This window comes from Paenibacillus cremeus, assembly GCF_007786445.1.
Taxonomy (GTDB): Bacteria; Bacillota; Bacilli; order Paenibacillales; family NBRC-103111; genus Paenibacillus_G; species Paenibacillus_G cremeus.
The window spans coordinates 1-1,405 of record NZ_VNJI01000129.1 but is presented as its reverse complement, the minus strand read 5'-3'; the positions used below and the strand labels follow the sequence as shown (position 1 = coordinate 1,405).

The 1,405-nt window shown below is 47.4% G+C and carries 1 protein-coding gene; it reads right to left on the bottom strand.

The window, feature by feature from the left end; all coding sequences use genetic code 11:
• Window positions 1-1,261 (bottom strand): IS4 family transposase (locus FPZ49_RS35125; RefSeq protein ID WP_144855376.1); only part of this gene is annotated, 1,261 nt, incomplete at its 3' end.
• Window positions 1,262-1,405 lie beyond the last annotated feature (144 nt).

The window sequence follows — 1,405 nt, the reverse complement described above, 5'->3', positions numbered from 1 at the left end:
GCTTTCCTGCCTTTGCGGCAACTTCATTCATCAGTTCGACCAGTTGTTGAAGAGCGACGACCCAGTCCATTGTTCCAACTTCGTCGCACAACAAATAAAACAGACCTCCAATCGTCCGTTGGTCTGTGCTCTGGCGATGCTGCCAGGCAAGTAGGATGTAGCGAGCAAATACGATCGTCGTATGGCTAATGAGCAGGTCGTATGATCGTCCTTGAAACTCCTTCTGTAGACGCAGCAAGGATTTGGCGCACTTAAAAAAGACCTCGATCTCCCAGCGCATTCTGTAAATTCGGATGATGTTAGAGGCGGATAAGGTAAGATCGGTGGACAGAATCGCAAGCCATTCCTTCTTCTTGGATCGGTGACGAACGAATACAACCGTAACCGGGATTCCTGGAGCAAGCTCTGTTCGTATCTGACGAAGGATGTTTCGGTTTTTTCCTTCAATGCGAGCCGCAGTTGCATAAAGCGAATTCAGGCAAATGCGTTGCCCGTCCACCAGATATCGCTTTTTATCATTTTTGACCATGCCAATGACGTGTAGGTTACGATCACGAATCTCTTGAATCAGTGGCGCGTGAGTAAACCAGCTATCCATGAGCACGTAGGATGCAGACATGCCGGCAGCTATAGCGCGATCCAGCATGGCGGTGATGTTAACAGGAGCAGCTTGCAGCGCTTCTTTCCGACGCTTGAAACCTGATGAGCGTTTATCAATTTCGGCGGCGATTCCATTGATGCTGGAGTTGTTCGAGCTGAGCAGCGAGAAGTCAACCGGTACAAAGGAATGTCCATCGGTCCAGCCCATGGTTAACATGCGAAAACCCTTGTAATACACTCCTGTGGCATGATCTTTGAAACGTGCGAGCATCTCTACGACCTTGCTCCGGTTACGTTCAAACATCGAATCATCGAAGATGAACGCTGTCTCGCGCTGATCCGAGGTCAAGGTTTCCATACGATGAATGGTCTCGCGGCTCAGTAGCGTTAAAAAGCGGCGCCAAGCGTACCCGCTGTGGTTGAGAAAACGATACACGGTATCTTTCCCGGGATAGTTTGTGCCTCGCTGGCTTTCAAGTAGACGAAACCAATTTTTTTGTTGGAAAAGCAGCACAAATATGATTCGGAACAAGGTCGCACAAGTGAAGCCAAATTTCTTCTTAAAGCCAGCGTCATTCAAGTGTTTAATGACCTTCAATTCCTGGAAAGCCGGCTTAATTTCTGCAGGTAGTTGATCAATGGATAGTTTTTGCTCTATCATATAGAGGACACCTCTTCTGTGTGGTAGTAGTGTGACTTCGACACTCTCACTTTACCAAAGGAAGCGGTGTTTTTCTATTTTTCAAGTAGGGTATCTTTTCGATCACAAATCCAGTACTCACACGGTCTTAGGCTGATTTATTAG